Origin of the sequence: Salinisphaera sp. S4-8, assembly GCF_040361235.1 — a bacterium.
GTDB lineage: Bacteria > Pseudomonadota > Gammaproteobacteria > Nevskiales > Salinisphaeraceae > Salinisphaera.
The window spans coordinates 38,245-56,711 of sequence record NZ_APNF01000011.1 but is presented as its reverse complement, the minus strand read 5'-3'; the positions used below and the strand labels follow the sequence as shown (position 1 = coordinate 56,711).

Here is an 18,467-nt window from a genome sequence, read left to right as displayed (position 1 = left end):
ATGAGCTGGCAAAGCGCATTGACCACCCGGCTGGGTATCGACCATCCGATCATCCAGGCGCCCATGGCCGGCGGCACGACCACCCCGGCCCTGGTGGCTGCCGTGTCCAATGCCGGCGCGCTGGGCGCGATCGGTGGCGGTTATATGGCCGCCGACGATCTGGCCGCGGCGATCGCCGAAACGCAGACCGCCACGGATCGGCCCTTCGCTGTCAACCTGTTCATTCCACAGCCGTTTCAGATCGATAACACGCGCATCGAACAGGCCAACGCCCGGCTGAATATGTTCCGCAGCGAACTGGGCATCGAACGGCCGGCCGCACCGCGACGCTATGCGCAGCCGTTTGCCGATCAGTTCGATGCCGTGCTCGAAGCCGGCGTGGCCGTTTTCAGCTCGACGTTCGGCCAGCTCGAGCGCACGCGCATCCAGGCGCTACAACAACGCGGCACCTGTGTGATGGGCACGGCCACGACCGTTGCCGAGGCCCAGGCCCTGGCCGAAGACGGGGTCGACATGATCGTCGCCCAGGGCAGCGATGCGGGCGGGCATCGGGGCAGCTTTCTCGCCAGCGCCGAACAGTCGATGATCGGCACCCTGTCGCTGGTGCCGCAGATCGTGGACCGCGTCGATGTGCCGGTGATCGCCTCCGGCGGCGTCATGGACGGACGCGGCATGGCCGCCTGCCGCATACTCGGCGCGGCCGGCGTACAGATGGGCAGCGCGTTTCTGACCTGTGCCGAAAGCGGCGCCAAACCGGCCCACAAACAGGCGCTGCTCGAATCGGCCGAGCGGCCGACCAGCGTCACGCGTGCGTTTTCGGGCAAAGCCGCACGCGGACTCACGAACCGCTTCATCCAGCATATGGCGCCGATCGAATCCGCCCTGCCGGATTATCCGGTGCTCAATGCCTGGACCAAGGATATTCGGGCTGCGGCCGGCCAAGCCGACCGCGACGAGTTCATGTCGCTATGGGCCGGCCAGGCCGCAAGCCTGGCGCGTGCCATGAGCGCTGGCGAACTCGTGGACACCCTCATGCGCGAATACGACGCCTGTTTCTGACTATGCATGAAACGCAGCGGGCTTTTTAGGCCAGCAGGTTGTCCGCCAATAAACGCGAATACACGCGAATAAGGCGAAAGACAGATGGTTTGACGGCCACTTAGGCTGCTGCGCGCACCACATGCTGAAAGCCATCCGCAGACGCAGCACGATAGATGCGAATGTCGGTAATCGACTCTGTGATGGCTTCGTTCCTTAAGAACAACCACAGATTTCGCCGATTACGCAGATGAACAAGCGCGACCTATGCGCCAGCACACAGCGAACGACCGTGATTGGCTTTCTTCGATCTGTGTGATCTGCGTCGATCTGCGGACTTGCCCATCAAGCAAGCAGGTTGTCCGCCAATGAACGCAAATACACGCGAATAAAGCGAAAGACAGGTGGTTCGACGGCCAGGCGTAACGACCGCAACCTCCTGTCTTTGATCTGGGTGACCGGCGGACCTTTGCCTACCGCTAGTGCCACCCGAATCAAGGCGCCAATGCGGTCGCTTGCCCACCACGGCCGAATCAACAAATCGGCGTAATCTGCGTAATCTGTGGATAAATGGCTTTTCCCGCGAGCAGGTTGTCCGCCAATGAACGCGAATACACGCAAATAAGGCAAAGACAGAAGTCTCGACGGCCAGACGTGCTTTTACGCCGCATGCGCACCTGTTGGCCCAACCCACAGCTGCCAACATTTGCGTTTATTGGCGTGCATTCGCGGACGGTTTTTGCCTTGTTTTAAGACGAAAGACAGCTCGTTCGAAGGCCGAGGGTGTGTTCGCTACGCATGATCAACGGCCTGTCTACGAAATAGCTGCCTTATATTCGCGTTTATTGGCGTGCATTCGCGGACCGTTTTCCTTGTTTCAAGACGAAGGATAGATGCTCGAAGGCCGGTGGCGCTGTGTTCGCGACGCATGCGGGACTATGCCCATAATCTAGACTCTGTTTGCCCAACTGCACAGCACGGTTTCACGAGAAACGTTATCCCGACAGTGCCTTACGCGAGACAACCATGATCGACGCCAACGACAGAAGCCATCTCGAGCGCTGTATCGCGCTCGCCGAGCGGGCCGTCGAGGCCGGCGACGAGCCATTCGGCTCGGTGCTGGTGGACGGCCGTGGCCAGCTACGCGCCGAAGACCGCAACCGGATCGCCGAAGGCCCGGGCGATGCCACGCGCCATCCGGAATTCGCGCTCGCGCGCTGGGCCGCGGCCCACATGAGCTCGGCCGAGCGCGCGGCGAGCACGGTCTATACCTCGGGCGAACACTGCCCGATGTGTGCGGCCGCCCATGCCTGGGTCGGGCTCGCACGTATCGTCTATGCCAGCAGTTCGGCCCAACTCGTGGCCTGGCTGACCGAACTCGGCGCGCCGCAACCCCCGGTCACGCCGCGACCGATTCACGAAATCGCCCCGGGCGTTGCCGTGGACGGGCCCGTGCCCGATCTGGCCGAGCGTGTGCGTGCGCTACACATCCGCCGACATGCCGAGCGCCAGGGCACCCTATCGGCCAAACAACCAGAACAATAGCGATGCCACCGCGCTGACCAGCACCATGGTGGTCAGCGGAAAATAGAACACGAAGCCCTCGCGCCGGACGACGATATCGCCCGGCAGGTGGCCGAGTCCGAGCCGGCCGAGCAGCGGCCATAGCAGGCCGGCCACCACCAATATCACGCCGAGGACAATGAGCGTACGCGCCACGATGTGTTGGAAAATCTCCGGCTCGTTCAGCCTTTTTCGTTGAACATCTGGATACGCCCGCCGTCGACCACCAGATCGTGGCCGTTGACGAATGCGGCCTCGTCGCTGGCCAGAAACACCGCCGCATTGGCGATATCCACCGCATAGCCCGAACGCGGCAAGGGCGTGGCGTGGGCGAGATTGCTCGTGAGCTTGTCCAGCTTGGCGGCGTTTTCTTCGTCCGAGAGGGTCTGTGCGCGCGCCGACCCGCCCCAGAAGATGGGGGTGGCGATCGCACCCGGCGAGATCGCATTCACGCGAATGCCGTGTTCACCCAGTTCCACGCTGGCGATGCGGGTGAAATGGGCCGCGGCAGCCTTGGCGCCGGAGTACAGATAACCGCCCTGATTGAGCCGATGCGCGGCGATACTGGCGTTGTTGATGATGCTGCCGCTGCCTTGATCCTTCATCACGCGCGCGGCGTGCTTGATGCCGAAGGCCACGCTGCCGGCCAGCAGGCGCATGAAGTGGTCGAAGCTGTCCTGGTCGATCGTCTCGGCGGTGCTGCGCTCGCCTGCGCCGGCATTGTTGAACAGACAATCGAGTCGGCCAAAGCGTTCGACCGTGGCATCCACGAGTGCGGCCATTTCGGCTTCCTGGCTGACATCGGTACGCATGAACGCGACCTTGTCGCCGAGTTCGGCGGCCAGGGCTTCGCCCTTGTCCACGCTGCGCGCGGCGAGCATGAGCGTGGCGCCTTCCTCGGCAAAACGGCGGGCCGTGGCCTCCCCGATGCCGCTGGTGGCGCCGGTGATGATGACGATCTTGTTTTCGAGTCGTGCGGTCATGGGTGATCTCCTGCAACGACGAAACGCCTGCTCGTGCCCAAGGGCAAGCAGGCGTTTCGTCCGGGCTGGGTTTGTCCCGTATCTATTGTTGTTCGAGTTCGGCCAGGGTCTGTTCGCGGCGCTTGTTCCACAGATCGACAAAGGCGTCTTCATCCATGTCCGAGGCCTGACCGACAATATCCTGCCAGGCCCCGCGCAGCGCCTTCAGACGCGCCAGACGGGCCTCGTTCCACTGCGCGGCGTCGTCGTTCCAGACGCCGATCTCCTTGAGATAGCGAATCGCCCCCGGATGGAACGGCGCATCGATCGGCGGTACCGCCGCGTCCTTGATGGCATAACGCGGCGCGGTGGCGGTGGCATTCTTGTAAATGCCGTAGGTTTCATCCAGCGCCTTGGTCACCGCATAGGCGGTATCGTCGTCCATGCCGGCGCGCACGGTCAGCACCGGGTAACGATAGGCCATCAGCTGGGCCGGCTTGTCTTCCGACAGGCCTGCGCCCTGGGTTTCCGAAACCGGCTTGAACAGCGGTGCGACGTTGTTCAGACGTTCCCAGCCGGCTTCGTCGTTCGGATCGAGATCGAGCCACTTGATACCGCGCGCCTCGGCGAGTTCGTACATCTGGCCAGTGGCGGTCACCGTGCAGGTCACATCGGCCTTGTTTTCCGACAACGAAGCCATGGTGGCGGCATAGGTCGGGAACGTCACCACCTCGACATCATCACGGGTCAGCCCGGCGAAGGCGAGCATGGCATCGCACTTGAGGCTGCTCGACGGGTTGGCCGCGGGATAGGCGACGCGTCGGCCCTCGACATCGGCCACCGACTCGATCCCGGCATCGGCTGCGACCGCCATGCCGAAGGAATTGACCTTGCCCATGAGCACGCGCAGATCCTGCGGGCCGAAGCGCGGCGTGGCGAAATCGAACAGGCCTTCGGTGGCGAAGAAGGCTTCGTTACCGAGAAAGCCGATATCCGCGCGTTTGTTCAGAATCGGTTGCAGGCGCCCGATCGCCGAACCCGACGGCTGGATACGAACCCGCATGCCATATTCGCGGCCGAAGGCATCGGCAATCGCCGAGGCCTCGGCATAGCCGGATGCGCCCAGGTCATAGGCCGTCCATACCATCGTACGCGGTAGCCCATCGGATTGGGCCAGGGCGGCTGTGGTCGAAATCGTGGTCAGGGCCAGGCCCACCATCAGGCAACGCGCCAGTGATCGCAGCATCGGTTCTCCTCCGTTCGCTGTGGTTTTATTGAAATATCGTTTTGCGAACTTTTGCACGAACCGCGCACACACGCAATCGCATCGGTCGACCACGTGGCTCGCGAGCGGGCCGGCACCGACGCATTCGCGCCTGGAACCAGGGCTCTTAGGCGCTGGACGCCGGGGTAAGCAAAACCCAGGTCTGGGCGTGCAGGCCGGCAAAGAGCGGTACGCGCTCAACAATACGCAAACCGGCCTGTGCCACTTCCGCTTCGAACGCAGCGCGCGGAATCATCTTCACCCGCACTGTCCTGCCCTTGAGGCGCATCAGCGCGCGCTTGCTCCAATACTGCAGGCAGGCATCGTCGTAATAGGTCAATACGATCTGGCGCCCGTCCCCGGCCAGCGTCTGCAAGGCACGCACGCGCAGCGCGGGATCATGCAGATGCTGGAACAGGCGCACGCACAGCGCGCGCCGGGCCGAATGGGCCTGCTCGGGCAAGGCCTGAAGCACGTCTGCCTGCTGGGCGTGGTCGCGCTCACCGAAGTCCGTGTGATCCCGATAGATATCGACCATGGCCTGCGACTGATCCAGCGCGCTGACCTGAAAATTCATCTGCTTGAGCAATGGGTAGAAACGGCCATAGCCGCAGGGCAGATCCACGATATGGCCGTTGCAGTCAGCATGGGGTCGGGCCAGCAGGCGCGCGGCCAATCGTTGCTCACGCCAGGCCACGACGCGCTGGAAGAAACCGCGATAACGGCGCTTGGCATAGCGCCGGCCGGCATCGGATTTTTGAAAAGGTCGGGTGGATTCAGCTTGGCGCACGGACACGTCTCGGTTAAGGCCCCGAGATGAGCCTACGCGATCGCGTTGGATGAGATATGAATCGCTATTATCGCGCCTTTTTGATCCGGCCGACCGGGCGTGTTCCACTTAAACAGAAAATAAGTAGACCCTTGTATTAGCTGAATTTAGTAATCTGACTTAGCCATTTGAAGAAAAACTCAAATCCTATTAACTGCATGATGACTGCATTTTTATGGGGCTTTCGATGCGCGCTTTGAGCTGCTGGCTCTAAATTCTGTTTTGCATCCCAGGCGCCGAGCCGGTACACACGCTGCGCGGGTGTTCAGTGCGGGTCGCGGCGGACGCTGTCGAGCTGACGACAGAGGGTGGTCGCGCCGTCGAGCACGCGTACCGTCGCCCGCTGAATGAGATCGGGCGGCACGAAAAACAGATGGTCGTTTTCGACTGCCTGCAGCCCGGGCCAATCGCGCCAGTCGTCCAGCCAGTCGGGGCGTTCCTCGCCCATGCCACTGGCCACGATCGCCTGTGGATCGCGTTCGAGCACCGATTCGATCCCCACCTTGGGTGCCAGCGAAACCGCATCGGCAAAGATGTTGCGCCCGCCGCACAGCCGGATCACCTGGCCGACGAGCTGGTCGCCGGCCAGCGTCTGGAGCGGGTCGTCCCAGACCTGGTAGAACACACGTACCGGCGCGCGCTCGCTGTAGCGTTCGCGCAGCGCCGACAGTCGGCGGGTAAAACGCTGCGCTGCGGCATCGGCGGTGGCCGACGTATCGCCCAGCACGCCCAGATCGCGAATGGCGCGGGCGATATCCGTGAGTTGGCGTGGCCGATCGACATAGACGGGAATGCCCAGCGCGTCGAAGCGGGCCAGCGTGGCCGGATCGCCGCCCTGGCCCGAGGCCCAGGCCACCACCAGATCCGGATTTTTCGCGACCACGGCTTCCAGGCTGATATTGGTGTAGCCGCCGACTTCCGGGATCGCCCGTGCAGCGGGCGGATAATCGCTGTACGACACCGCGCCCACGATACGATCACCCAGGCCCGCGCTGTAGAGGTTTTCCACCAGATGCGGGGCGAGTGCAACAATGCGTTGCGCGGGTGCGTCCAGGCGAATGGTCTGCCCACGAAAATCGCGGACTTCGACCGCTGCCGCCGCCGCAGTGGTCGCTCCAAGCAAGGCAGTCAGCGCCGCGATCACAACGACACGCAAACGCGCGATGGCGCGATGATCCGACATCAGCACAATCCTCTTTCAGCCACCGTCTCGAGCGCGGCGCCGAGCCGTGTCTGCGCGGTACCATTGCCCGGCAGACCGAAGCGCAGCCAGCGGCCGTTATCGCCCAGACGGGTCCATATGGCCTGTTCGGCCAGCGCCGCGTGAATACGGCCTGCCTGTTCGCCATCATCGAAAAACACGCTGGTGAATAGCCCGGCACTGACAACGGCCTGTTGTAAAAACACCGTCTCCAGGCGCGTCGTCAGCGCGTGGGCCCCGGCGGCGATACGCGCCTGCTGGGCGGCCTGCCAATCACGATCGGCCAGCGCATGGCAGCCGATCCAGCGCGCCGGATGGCTCACGCCCCAGGGCCGTAACTGCGCCTGCAGGCAGGCAACCTCGGGCGCGCGCCCGATCAGGAATCCCAGGCGCACACCCGCCAGCCCAAAGAACTTGCCCACCGAACGCAGCACCAGCACATTGGCCGGCCACGCAGTGGTGTGGATGCCGGGATTGCAATCGGCGAATGCGGCATCCACCAGCAACAGGCCATCACGCCGGACGAGTTCATCGGCCAGGCCGGCCAGGGTGTCGCTATCCGCCTGTTCGGCGGTCGGATTGTTGGGCTGGATGACCACCGCATGATCCAGGGCGACGGCGATGCCCTCCAACTCGGCCAGATCGTGGTAGCGCACGAGCTCGTGACCGGCCATGGCCCAGGCCTGGGCATGTTCGGTATAGCCCACCGCCGGCACGCCGATCCGTGCGGGCCCGCGCGTCGTGCGCACCGCCTTAGGCAGTGCCTGTATCGCGAACTGGCTGCCGGGCAGGGCGACGATCTCGCCGGCCGGGGCCTGGTAATAGTCCGCCGCGGTCGCGATCAGGCCGTCGTCGGCCTCGGGCAGGCGTGCCCAGACCCGGCTCGGCACCGCCGGCACCGGATACGGCCAGGGCGCGATCCCGGTCGACAGATCCAGCCAGGCGTCGAGGGCAATGCCATAGCGCGCGCTCGCCACGCGCAATCGGCCGCCGTGGTTCAAGGCCATGCCCAATCCAGTATCGCGATGGTCACAATCCAGAGCCAGAGCGTACGCCCGACCAGCACGATCGCGCGTTCCATATCCGCAGCACCCGGCGGCGTATCGCCGCCAAACACCGGCCGCGACTGATAGGCGCCGTGATAATACGCGCCGCCGCCCAGGCGCAATCGCAACGCACCCGCCCCCGCACACATCACCGGTCCGGCGTTGGGGCTGGCCAGCGCCGACGCCTGGGCGTACCAGCTGCGCAGGCCCGCACGGGTATCACCCACGAGCGCAAACGACAGTGCGGTCAAACGCGCGCTCGGCCAGTTGGCCAGATCGTCGGCACGCGCCGCCGCCCAGCCGAACCGCCGGTAGCGCGGCGTACGATAGCCCCACATGGCATCCAGGGTATTGATCGCCCGATGCGCGATCACCGCCGCCACGGCCGCTGCCGGCCCGGCCGCCAGACCACCGACGACAAACCAGAACAAGCTCGCATGCACACCGTCACTGGCGTTTTCCAGCAGCGATTCGAGCGCGGCCCGGCGAATCGCGGCAGCGTCCATCGTTTGTGTATCGCGACTGACCAGCGCGGCGACCGCACGACGTGCAGCAGTGATATCGCCGCCCTGCAAGGCCACTTCAACCGCACGCGTATGTATTTTGAGGCTGTGCCAGGCAATACACAGCCAGAGCCCGAACACCGCCACGATCCAGCCGACAGGCGTCGGCAACGGCGCAATCAGCAGGCCGGCTAGCACGGCCGGCGGTACGACCAGCGCCAACCAGGCGATGGCCCCCGCCCAGCGCCGGCGCGGCAGACGCCGATCAAGCGCCGCGGCCAGACGGCCAAAGCCAACCAGCGGATGGTAGGCCCGTGGCTCGCCCAGCCATGCGTCCACGGCCAGCCCGGCGAGCACCGCCAGGGTCAGGCCCATAGGCCGCCCCCCAGGACGGCCGCGACCAACGCAGCGACGACCAGCGCGACGGCTTCCACCAGCTCGATCAACGCACCGATCACGTCGCCGGTATAACCGCCGATACGGCGCTGCCAGAGCGTGCGCCAGGTCAGGCCCACCACAAACGCCGCCAGTATCGCGGTCAGGCCCAGTGCGATGCCGGCAAAAGCCAGCGTCAGCCCCATGACGATTGCGGCGACCACCGCCACATCGCGGCGCGACAGGTTCAGCGCCATCGCACTGGCCAGCCCCTGGCGGCGCCGATAGCGTGTGGTCGCCATGAGCACGCCAGCTGCCGTGCGCGCGAGCATGGGGACGACGAGCACTACCACGCCGGCCTGGGGCCAGAGCGCAATCAGCGCCGCGCTCTTGAGCGCCAGCGCCAGCACGAGCGCGACCACGGCCATGGGCCCGGCAGCCGGGTCCTTCATCACGGCCAGCGTACGCTCGGCATCCGCCTGCCCGTGGCCGGCGAACAGGGCGTCCACACAATCGGCGAGCCCGTCCAGATGCAGCGCGCCGGTGATCACGACCCACAGCACGACCACCAGCGCCGCGCCGAGCATGGCATCGATGCCATGCAGCGCGCTGGCCAGTCCGGCCAGCAGCGCCCCGATCGCAAGCCCGACCACCGGATAACACAGCACCGACCGGCCCGAATCGGCAGCCGATACGGGGCCCACGATCAGCCGCGCCATCGGTAGCGTGGTCAACAGGACGAAGGCCAGCCATAGCGGCTGAAAGAACGCGATCAGGCGCCGCATGTCTTGGCTGCACCGAAGTCGATATTGTGGGCAACCAGCTGGGTATTCGTACGCGCACCGTCCGCCACCACGCGCAGACGACTCAGGCAGGCATAGGGCACCTCGAGACGATGCATCGCCGCGCCAGGCATGGCGAGCAGATCGGCCAGCAGGGCCCGCATCAGCCCCCCATGGGCGACCAGTACCACATGGCCGCCGGCATGGGCGGCCACTGCGTCCTCGAAAGCCGCCCGGGCACGCGCACGCAGCGCGGCCAGCGATTCACCGCCCGGCGGGCCGTTTTGTTCCGGGTCGTCGAACCAGGCCTGGGCCGCATCATGATCCTGATCCCAGACCTCGGCGACGGGCCGGCCTTCCCAGCGGCCGAAGTCGATTTCGCGCAGGCGCCTGTCGATCGTGCAGCCCAGCCCGCGCTCGGCCGCCAGTTTTTCTGCAAAGACCCGACAACGGCGCAGCGGCGAGGCAATGACGTGCTGCCAATGCGGCTGCGCATCGGCCTGGGCCTGCATGCGGGCCAGCCCGGCAGCGGACAGCGCCACATCCAGGCTGCCACGAAAGATCGCGCCGCCTTCACATTCGCCGTGGCGCAGCAGATCGACGAGCGTTGCCGTGGCTTCAACCATCGCTGCTTGTCACCCCGGCTTCGTCGAAGGTCGCCATGTCGGCATGCAGGGCGAGCGCGTCGGCGATCACACCCAATGCGAGTGCGGCGCCGCTGCCCTCGCCCAGACGCATATCCAGATCGAGCACAGGCCGGGCCTCGAGCCGTGCGAGCACGCCTGCATGGCCGGTTTCCGCCGAGCGGTGGCCAAACAGTTGCCAGTGCCGACACGCGGGCGCAATCCCGACGGCACACAGGGCGGCCACACTGGCGATGAAACCATCCACGAGCACGGGCACGCCGGCCTGGGCCGCGGCCACGAACGCGCCGGTCAGTGCGGCAATTTCGAAACCGCCCACACAGCGCAGCACGGCCAGCGCATGGGCTGCGCCCGTCAGGCCCTGCCAACTGGAACCATGCCGCGCCAGCCCGGCCGCGACCACGGCCTGTTTACGGGCCAGCCCGGCGCTATCCACACCGGTCCCCCGGCCGACCACCTGGGCCGGTGTCGCGCCGGTCAGGCCAGCCAGCACGGCGGCCGCGCTGGTGGTATTGCCGATGCCCATCTCGCCGCCAATAAACAAATGCGCCGACGCCCATACGCGCTCGCGACCGGCGCGTAACGCCTGTTCGAGTTCGTCGGCCTGCATCGCCGCACCGGTGGTGAAATCCGCCGTGCCCGGGCCGATACGGGCATCGATGACATCGGGGCAATCGACCGGCGGGGCGACGGCGCCCAGATCGACGATCGCAAGCCGGGCGTGGTGGCGTCGCGCCAGTACACAAATGGCCGCGCCGCCTGCGGCGAAGTTGGCGATCATCTGCCCGGTCACGGCCTGATCGAAGGCCGATACCCCCTGCGCCGCCACACCGTGATCACCGGCGAAAACAACGATATCGATATCGCTGAGCACCGGCACCGCACGCCCCTGCCAGCCGGCGAAATCAGCGGCCAGCTGCTCCAGCCGGCCCAGCGAACCGGGCGGCTTAGTCAGCACGCCCTGGCGGGCCTGAGCGGCGGCGCGCGCTTCGAGATCAATCGGGGCAATCGGCTGCGTCAGCCAGTCGGTCATGCGTCGTTCTCCTTGAGCGTCAGCGGTAAACCGGCCACCACCAGCGTCACCCGATCGCAGCGCGCGGCCAGCGCCTGGTGCAGACGCCCGGCCTCGTCGGCAAAACGCCGCGACAACGCGCCGAGCGGCACGATGCCCGAGCCCACTTCGTTGGACACGAATAACAACCGGGCCCGGCTGGCGTCGACCGCGGCGAGCAGGGCATCGCGTTCCTCGGCCCAGCACCCGGGGTGGGTCTCGTCGCCGAGACAATTGCTCAGCCACAGCGTCAGACAATCCACGAGAATACAGCGGTCGGGCGCATCCAGCCGGCGCAGGCATGCACCCAGTGCCTGCGGCGCTTCGATCGTCTGCCAGCGCGCATCCCGCTGCGCGCGGTGGTGCTGGATACGGGCCGCCATTTCCTCGTCACCCGCAAGCGCGGTGGCCACATAGACCCAACGTGACACGTCGAGCGACAGCGCCCGTGTTTCTGCGTGGCGACTCTTGCCGCTGCGCGTGCCGCCGAGCACGAGTTCCTTCATCGCCTTCTCCTGCGACAGACAGCCCGCTCACCCATGCAATACCACCGGTGTATGGCTATCGGGGTGGGTGATCACCCGCGTGTGCGTATCGAACAGACATTGCATGCGTTCGGCGGTAACCACTTCGGCCGGCGTGCCGGCGGCAATCGTACGCCCGTCGCGCAGGGCCAGCATGCGATCGGCATAGCGCGCGGCCAGGCTGATATCGTGCAGCACGCTCACGATCGCCACGCCCTGGGCGGCCAGCTCCGCGACCTGTTGCATGACCAGACGCTGGTGGCCGAGATCGAGCGCGGCTACCGGCTCGTCGAGCAGCAACAGCCGTTCGCCGGCGTCCTCGGCGCGCCAGATCTGGCTCATCACCCGAGCCAGCTGCACGCGCTGTTTCTCGCCGCCGGACAGGCGCGTATAAGGCCGATCGCGCAGATGGGCGATATCGCAGGCCGCCAGCGTCTGCCCCACGATCCTGCGGTCGGCCACGCTGCCCGAGGCATGCGGGCCACGGCCCAGGCGCACGACCTCGGCCACGGTGAACGGGAAATTCAGCGCGCTGGCCTGCGGCAACAACGCGACCCGGCAGGCACGCTCGCGTGCTGGCCAGTCGGCGAGGGTACGTCCGGACAGACGAATCGCCCCGGCCGCGGGCGCCAAATCGCCGATCAAGGCATGAATCAGGGTCGACTTGCCGGCCCCGTTGGGCCCGATCACGGCCAGATGCTGGCCGGCCGCGAGTACGAACCCGACGGCTTCGACGACAGTGCGCCCGCCCGCGCGCAGGCTCAAGGCCTCGACTTCGAGTATCGGCGCCGTCATAGCCCGTACTCGCGCCGCCGGCGCAACAGCGAGATGAAAAACGGCGCGCCGAGCAAGGCCGTCAGCAGGCCCACCGGCAGCTCGGTGGGCGCGACCACGATACGGGCCAGCGTATCGGCCAAAAGCAAAAGAATTGCCCCCGCCAGCGCCGAGGCCGGCAGCAACCAGCGATGATCGGGGCCGATGAGCATGCGCACGATATGCGGCACGACCAGCCCCACGAAGGTAATCGCCCCCGCGACCGCCACCGAAACACCCACGCCGGCAGCGGTGAGCAGCACCAGCCGACGCTTGATGCGATCCACCGCAATCCCCAGATGCCGCGCCTCCGATTCGCCCAGCAACAGGGCATTGAGCGCATCGGCCTGGCGTGGCAGTACCCAGAACACAAGCGCGCTCACCCCGGCCACGATCGCGACCCGTGGCCAGTTGGCGCCATCGAGCCCGCCCATGCGCCAGAGGCTGATCCGGCGCAGCATTTCGTTATCAGCATGAAACTCCAGCAGCGAGCCCACGCTGCCGGCCAGCGCGCCGATGGCAATCCCGGCCAGCAGCATGGTCGCCACCGATGTACCGCCCGGGCCGGTGGCCAAGCGATAGACCAGCAACACCGCCGCGGTGCCGCCGACGAACGCGCCCAACGACACCAGCGACAGGCCGATAAAGCCGGCCGCCCCGCCTGCGAATACGATGACCAGACTCGCGCCCACCGATGCGCCCGCGGTTACGCCGATCAGCGAGGGATCGGCCAGCGGATTGCGAAACAAGCCCTGCATGGCCGCCCCGCAAATCGCCAGCATCGCCCCGACCAGGGCGGTAAGCAGCGCGCGCGGCAGGCGCAACTGACGCACGATCAGCGCCAGCCGATCCAGGCCATCATCGCGGCCGACCAGCACCGCCAGCACATCCAGCGCCGGCAGGCGCACCGCGCCGAGCATCACCGCTGCCAGCAGACAGACCGGCAGGGCGAACGCGAGCAGCCAGACGAGCCGGCGCGGACTCATGCGCCAGCCTCGGCAAGTAGCGCGTCGAGATCGATCGCAGCTTCCACGGCATCGGCCAGCCGTTCGAACTGGCGCTCGCGCAGGCCCGCGAGATCTTCGGTGGCCGCGTTTTCCAAACCCGCCCAGGCGAGCACCGCCGCACAGCCGGCCGCGCTGTCGAACAGCCCGTGCAGATAGGTGCCGGCGACCTGGCCATCGGCGCTGATCGCGCCGTCGAAGCCGTTATCGAGCGCGACAAAGGGGCGCACCAGATCGGCGCCGCGGGTCACGCCACAATGAATTCGATAGCCGGCGACCGCTGCCTCGCCATTGCTCTGACTCTCCACCAGCCGGCCGCTGACGTTTTCGAGCCGTTTTTCGGTGCCGACTTCTGTCGCGATATCAAGCAGGCCCAGCCCAGCAACCGCGCCCGGCGCGTCTTCCACACCGTGCGGGTCGTCGATCGCCTGCCCGAGCATCTGATAGCCGCCACAGATGCCGAGCACGTGTCCGCCGTAGCGCAGGTGCCGGGTGATATGCGTATCCCAGCCATTGGCTGCTAGCCATTGCCGATCCGCGCGCACATTCTTGGAGCCCGGCAGCACGATGAGATCGGCCCCGCCCGGGCGCTGACCGGGCCCGACCCATTGCAGATCCACACCCGGCTGCAGACGCAGCGCGTCGAAATCGGTGTGATTGGAAATCCGCGGCAAGGCGGGCACCTGGACCACGAAACGGGCATCGGCATCGACGCGCTGATCGCGGGCGATGGCATCCTCGGCGTCGAGATAGAGCCCATCCAGCCAGGGCAGCACGCCAAATACCGGTTTGCCGGTCTCGCGCTCCAGCCATTCCAGGCCGGGTTCGAGCAGGGCGATATCGCCGCGAAACCGGTTGATCACGAAACCGACGATGCGCGCCCGCTCGGATTCGGACAAAAGGGCCAGCGTGCCCACGATCTGGGCGAACACGCCGCCCTTGTCGATATCGGCCACCAGCACGACCGGACAATCCACTGCCTCGGCGAAGCCCATATTGGCAATATCGTTGGCCCGCAGATTGATCTCCGCCGGGCTACCCGCGCCTTCCACGAGCACGAGCTCATATTGTTCGCTCAGGCGTGCATGCGAGGCGCGCACCGCAGCCATCGCGGTCGGCTTGTAGTGGTGATAGTCGCTTGCCGACATGCCGGCCACCGCGCGGCCGTGGATGATGACCTGGGCGTTGCGATCGCTGGAGGGCTTGAGCAGTACCGGGCTCATGTCGATGGTGGGCGCGACCCCGCAGGCCGCCGCCTGCACGGCCTGGGCGCGGGCGATTTCGCCGCCGTCGCTGGATACGGCACTGTTCAAGGCCATGTTCTGCGGCTTGAACGGGGCGACCGACACACCGCGCCGGTGCCAGGCGCGGCCCAGGCCGGCCACCAGCGTCGACTTGCCGGCATCGGTGGCCGTGCCCTGGATCATGAGCGTCTGAGGGCGTGTCCTAGCAGCCATCGGCCCAACCCGGTTGCGGGCGAATGGCATCGGTGAGGGCATCGATCACGAGCCGCGCGGCATATTCGCCAAACCGGGTGTGCTTGCCCGTGTAGCGTAACGGCTCGCCGGCGCTGTTACAGAATACGGCGCTGGCATCGGTACCGGTACCGGTCGCGATTTCATTCGAAATCGGGCTGCGCGCATCGAGCGCTTGCAGCGCCGCGGCCTTGGCTTCGGTCAGCGTGGCCAGGGTTTCGACCTGTGCCGCCGGGGTCAGGGCTAGCGTGGTCGCCAGGGCGAGATTGATGGTGCCTATTTCGCAGGGGCCGGGGCGCAGTTCACGCCGATCCGCCCGATCGCCGGCCCGCCGGGCGTTGGCCAGGCCGGCGGTCACGACCACACACAGACGCTCGCCCTCGATATCCACCGTAGCGAACCGCAGACTGCGCATCGAAGCGGCGGTGAGCATGCCGACACAGTGCGCGGCGAGCCCGCGCTGGGCTGCGAAATCGGCAATGAGGCTGTCCGGCGTATTCAACGCGGCGCGATCGTCGTCGCCGACATGGCGGTTGGCAAAGCCCTGCGCCATGCTCCAGCCACCTCTCGCCGCCGCAGAACTCAGACAATGCCAGGGCCGATCGAAAGCAATCGCCAGCCCGCCGTCGGCCACGCCGGCCTGCCAGCCCGGCAGCAAACGCGCTGCGGGAATGGTCTGCACCGTAGCCGATGGCAGATCGTCGCGTGCAGACCAGCGCCACCAGGTAGCCGGGGCTGGCGCCATTACCTAGTAGTCGACGCCCTTGCGCGCCTTGATGCCCGCCTTGAAGGCGTGCTTGATGTCCTTGATCTCGGAGACGGTATCCGCCAGTTCGCGCAGGGCCGACCCGCCGCCGCGACCGGTGACCACTACCGACTGTTCGCGTGGCCGGTTGGCCAGGGCGTCCAGCACTTTTTTCTCATCGAGATAGCTGTAGCCGATCATGTAGGTCAACTCGTCGAGTACGACCAGATCGAAGCTGTCGTCGGTAAGCATCGGCTCGACCTTGGCCCAGGTCGCCTCGGCGGCGGCGATATCGCCACTGCGATCCTGGGTGTTCCAGGTAAACCCGGTGCCCATCTGATGAAAAGCCACCTGCGGGCAATGATCGCGCACGTAGATCTCTTCGCCGGAGAGCTGTTGGCCCTTGATGAACTGCACCACGCCCACGCGATGCCCGTAGCCCAGCGCCCGCATGACCATGCCGAAGGCCGAGGAGGACTTGCCCTTGCCGTTGCCGGTGAGCAGCAACAACACGCCGCGTTCAGTATCGGCCGCCTCGATGGCGGCATCCACCCGGGCTTTTTGTTTCTGCATGGTCGCCTTGTGGCGTTCGGCCTTGGCGTCGTCGTCGCTGCGGGATTCGTCGCTCATGAGGGCTCCGTTGATAGCGCACGGCCCGAACGGGCCGTGCGACTTAAGGCTACTGCGGCTGGTAGCGCAGTGTGAAAAACACGTTGCGATCGGCCTGATTGTAGAAGCGGGCGGTCTGGTATTCCTCGTCGAACAGATTATTGAGGCTGGCCTGTACCAGCCAATCGCGGGCCAGTTCGACCGAGGCGCGCAGGTCGACGACCTGATAGCTGTCCAGTTCGTTTTCGTTGGCGGCATCGTCGTAGCTGGAATCGGCCACGGTCAGGCTCGCCCCGGCACTGTAGCGCCCGAAGGCGCGGTCGACATCGAACTGACCCGTATGGCCGGGCCGGCGCGGCAGTTCGTTGCCCTGATTCGGGCCACGCGTACGGTTTTCGGCATCGAGCCAGGTGAACTGGGCATTGAGTTGCCACTCGGCGATCGCGGTACCAATACCCGCTTCCACACCCCGAATCCGGGTTTTCTCGAGATTGGCCGGGGCGAAGGTGGACGAGTCGTAGGCAATCAGATCGTCGATCTCGGTCTGATAGGCATGCAGCGACCAGCGGCCCCAGTCGTGATCGCCGTCGAGGCCGACTTCGACGCTGTCCGATTCTTCCGGGTCCAGCTCGGGATTGCCGTAGTTGGGAAAATACAGTTCGTTGAAGGTCGGTGCCTTGAAGGCGGTGCCATAGGAAATACTGGCGGTATAGGCGTCGGCGAAATCGATGCCGTAGGCCGCACTGCCGGTAGCGTGCTCGCCGAACTGTTCGTTGTCGTCGCCACGTCCGGACAACTGCAGGTGATGGCGGCCCCAATCGCCCAGGTACTGAACGAACAGGCCCTTGTTATCACGGCTGTCTTCGCGCATGGCGCCGGTGAAGTCGTTCGCGCGATCGCCATCGGTGTCGCCATCGACGCTTTCATGCTCGTAGTCCAGGCCGAGCGTGAACAGATCGTCGTTGGGCAGGCTGATGTCGTTCTGCCAGATCAACTGGTGGCGCCGGGTTTTGAACGCCGTGACATAGCGCCCGTCGAGGAAGTTGTCCGAGTCATCCAGGCTATTGCCATAGGCGATTTTGGTACGCCACGCCGCCAGCGGCTGCCAGGCCAGCGAGGTACCGATGATCTGCTCGACGCTGTCGGTTTCATTCTGGGCGGTGCCGTCGAACTCGACATTCGCCTGCGAGCGCAGAAAGTTCAGATCCCATTCGACCCCGTTATCGAAGATATAGCCGTAGTCGAAGGCCACCGCGACCCGATCGTAGCCGTCGTCGTCCGGCTCGTCGGTAAAACAGCCGCCGGTGCCGGCCGCATCGGCGGTGCAGGCATCGAAGCCGTCGGTCCGGCGCCCGCTCACGCTCAGGTTGTAGTGGGAATTGGCATCGCTGCCAGCCACGCCCACCTGGCCTTCATAGCTGCTGTCGCTGCCCGCGCCGAGCTGAAAATAGGGTCGGGTACCGGCCACGCCACGCCCGTCGCGGGTAAAGATCTGGATCACCCCGCCGATCGCATCCGAGCCATACAACGACGAGCGCGGCCCGCGCACGATCTCGATACGTTCGATCTGTGATACCGGCAGGTCCTCGATCGCGGCCGACCCGGCCGTGGCCGAGCGATACTCCACGCCATCGACCAGCACCAGCGTATGGTCGGACTCGGTACCGCGCAGAAAGATCGAGGTGGACTTGCCCGGCCCGCCGTTGTTGGCGATGGTCACACCCGGCGTGCGTCGCAGCAGATCGCGTACCGACCGTGCCTGCAAGCGCTCGATCTCGGCGCGGTCGATGACCGTGGTCGCGGCCAGCGTGTTGCTCACCCGTTGCGGCGTACGCGTGGCGGTGACCTGAATATCCGCGAGCCGGTCGTTACTGGCCGCACTCTGAGCGAGTGCGGGCGCGGCTACGAACACGGCACACAGCACCACCGCCGGCGCTGCCACGCCGCAAAAAAGACGATCGATAAACATTGTTTCCCCAATAACCCCTGGCGCACACGCCCGTGCGCCGCGATGGACACGGCCACGACCCGCCATGGGA

The 18,467-nt window shown here is 65.8% G+C and carries 19 protein-coding genes; 2 read left to right on the top strand and 17 right to left on the bottom strand.

Features of this window, described 5'->3' with window-relative positions; translation table 11 throughout:
- Together S4A8_RS15500 and S4A8_RS15495 are read left to right on the top strand one after the other, a co-directional pair.
- Positions 1-1,059 (top strand): NAD(P)H-dependent flavin oxidoreductase, encoded by a 1,059-nt coding sequence (locus S4A8_RS15500; RefSeq protein WP_353220833.1) that lies wholly within the window; start codon positions 1-3, stop codon positions 1,057-1,059.
- 1,005 nt (positions 1,060-2,064) lie between these two features.
- Positions 2,065-2,583: a nucleoside deaminase gene (locus S4A8_RS15495; RefSeq protein WP_353220832.1), complete on the top strand. Its 519-nt coding sequence runs from the start codon at positions 2,065-2,067 to the stop codon at positions 2,581-2,583.
- Here S4A8_RS15495 and S4A8_RS15490 read toward each other — a convergent pair.
- The 17 genes from S4A8_RS15490 to btuB form a co-directional block, all read right to left on the bottom strand.
- Complete coding sequence (locus S4A8_RS15490) at positions 2,557-2,757, bottom strand: DUF2905 domain-containing protein (RefSeq protein WP_353220831.1); 201 nt, start codon at positions 2,755-2,757, stop codon at positions 2,557-2,559. The genes S4A8_RS15495 and S4A8_RS15490 overlap by 27 nt on opposite strands.
- Before the next feature lie 26 nt (positions 2,758-2,783).
- Complete coding sequence (locus S4A8_RS15485) at positions 2,784-3,584, bottom strand: SDR family NAD(P)-dependent oxidoreductase (RefSeq protein ID WP_353179283.1); 801 nt, start codon at positions 3,582-3,584, stop codon at positions 2,784-2,786.
- A gap of 82 nt (positions 3,585-3,666) precedes the next feature.
- The gene (locus S4A8_RS15480) at positions 3,667-4,809 is read right to left on the bottom strand and encodes a TAXI family TRAP transporter solute-binding subunit (protein ID WP_353220830.1); all 1,143 of its coding nucleotides are present in this window, start codon (positions 4,807-4,809) and stop codon (positions 3,667-3,669) included.
- A 145-nt stretch (positions 4,810-4,954) separates the two neighbouring features.
- The gene (locus tag S4A8_RS15475; protein ID WP_353220829.1) at positions 4,955-5,617 is read right to left on the bottom strand and encodes a class I SAM-dependent methyltransferase; all 663 of its coding nucleotides are present in this window, start codon (positions 5,615-5,617) and stop codon (positions 4,955-4,957) included.
- A 304-nt stretch (positions 5,618-5,921) separates the two neighbouring features.
- On the bottom strand, positions 5,922-6,839 hold the full coding sequence (locus tag S4A8_RS15470) for a cobalamin-binding protein (RefSeq protein ID WP_353220828.1): 918 nt from the start codon (positions 6,837-6,839) through the stop codon (positions 5,922-5,924).
- Positions 6,839-7,864, bottom strand: coding sequence for a threonine-phosphate decarboxylase CobD (gene cobD, locus S4A8_RS15465; protein WP_353220827.1), 1,026 nt, complete (start codon positions 7,862-7,864; stop codon positions 6,839-6,841). Before cobD ends, S4A8_RS15470 begins: the two co-directional genes overlap by 1 nt.
- Positions 7,855-8,781, bottom strand: coding sequence for an adenosylcobinamide-phosphate synthase CbiB (gene cbiB / locus S4A8_RS15460; protein ID WP_353220826.1), 927 nt, complete (start codon positions 8,779-8,781; stop codon positions 7,855-7,857). The genes cobD and cbiB overlap by 10 nt, the downstream gene beginning before the upstream one ends.
- Positions 8,772-9,566: an adenosylcobinamide-GDP ribazoletransferase gene (gene cobS / locus S4A8_RS15455; RefSeq protein ID WP_353220825.1), complete on the bottom strand. Its 795-nt coding sequence runs from the start codon at positions 9,564-9,566 to the stop codon at positions 8,772-8,774. The genes cbiB and cobS overlap by 10 nt, the downstream gene beginning before the upstream one ends.
- Positions 9,554-10,189: a histidine phosphatase family protein gene (locus S4A8_RS15450; protein WP_353220824.1), complete on the bottom strand. Its 636-nt coding sequence runs from the start codon at positions 10,187-10,189 to the stop codon at positions 9,554-9,556. The genes cobS and S4A8_RS15450 overlap by 13 nt, the downstream gene beginning before the upstream one ends.
- Positions 10,182-11,240: a nicotinate-nucleotide--dimethylbenzimidazole phosphoribosyltransferase gene (cobT, locus tag S4A8_RS15445; RefSeq protein ID WP_353220823.1), complete on the bottom strand. Its 1,059-nt coding sequence runs from the start codon at positions 11,238-11,240 to the stop codon at positions 10,182-10,184. The genes S4A8_RS15450 and cobT overlap by 8 nt, the downstream gene beginning before the upstream one ends.
- Entirely contained in the window at positions 11,237-11,764 is a 528-nt protein-coding gene (gene cobU / locus S4A8_RS15440) for a bifunctional adenosylcobinamide kinase/adenosylcobinamide-phosphate guanylyltransferase (protein ID WP_353220822.1), read from the bottom strand. The genes cobT and cobU overlap by 4 nt, the downstream gene beginning before the upstream one ends.
- Positions 11,765-11,791: 27 nt before the next feature.
- Positions 11,792-12,577, bottom strand: coding sequence for a heme ABC transporter ATP-binding protein (locus tag S4A8_RS15435; RefSeq protein WP_353220821.1), 786 nt, complete (start codon positions 12,575-12,577; stop codon positions 11,792-11,794).
- Positions 12,574-13,581, bottom strand: coding sequence for a FecCD family ABC transporter permease (locus tag S4A8_RS15430; protein WP_353220820.1), 1,008 nt, complete (start codon positions 13,579-13,581; stop codon positions 12,574-12,576). The genes S4A8_RS15435 and S4A8_RS15430 overlap by 4 nt, the downstream gene beginning before the upstream one ends.
- Entirely contained in the window at positions 13,578-15,056 is a 1,479-nt protein-coding gene (locus tag S4A8_RS15425) for a cobyric acid synthase (RefSeq protein WP_353220819.1), read from the bottom strand. Before S4A8_RS15425 ends, S4A8_RS15430 begins: the two co-directional genes overlap by 4 nt.
- Entirely contained in the window at positions 15,046-15,819 is a 774-nt protein-coding gene (locus S4A8_RS15420; RefSeq protein WP_353220818.1) for an adenosylcobinamide amidohydrolase, read from the bottom strand. The genes S4A8_RS15425 and S4A8_RS15420 overlap by 11 nt, the downstream gene beginning before the upstream one ends.
- Positions 15,820-15,822: 3 nt before the next feature.
- Positions 15,823-16,449, bottom strand: coding sequence for a cob(I)yrinic acid a,c-diamide adenosyltransferase (gene cobO / locus S4A8_RS15415; RefSeq protein WP_353179307.1), 627 nt, complete (start codon positions 16,447-16,449; stop codon positions 15,823-15,825).
- A 49-nt stretch (positions 16,450-16,498) separates the two neighbouring features.
- Positions 16,499-18,397, bottom strand: a complete 1,899-nt coding sequence (gene btuB / locus S4A8_RS15410; RefSeq protein ID WP_353220817.1) for a TonB-dependent vitamin B12 receptor — start codon at positions 18,395-18,397, stop codon at positions 16,499-16,501.
- Positions 18,398-18,467: the final 70 nt, after the last annotated feature.